Annotated in this window: 1 pseudogene (running past one end of the window); it reads right to left on the reverse strand. The window is 66.5% G+C overall.

Features of this window, described 5'->3' with window-relative positions:
* A pseudogene (locus GEV06_14860) lies at positions 1–230 on the reverse strand (TIGR00268 family protein) (it continues 334 nt past the right edge of the window).

Here is a 230-nt window from a genome sequence, read left to right on the forward strand (position 1 = left end):
CTCCAACACCTCGAAGGTGATTGGGATGCCGTATGCAAAGCGCGAAGAGAGGCATGGGCTCGACGGCTTGTTCCAGGTGGGCAGACCACGCGCTTTGGACACGGCTCGAATCTCGGCTTTCGTCAGGCCGGCCTCCAGCAGCGGGCTCCGCACGCCCTTTTCCGCCGCGCCCTGCCGGCCGGGGCGATAGTCGCTGGCGTCATCCAGGTTGGCACCGTCCACGACGTGGG

The organism is Luteitalea sp. (assembly GCA_009377605.1).
Classification (GTDB): Bacteria; Acidobacteriota; Vicinamibacteria; order Vicinamibacterales; family Vicinamibacteraceae; genus WHTT01.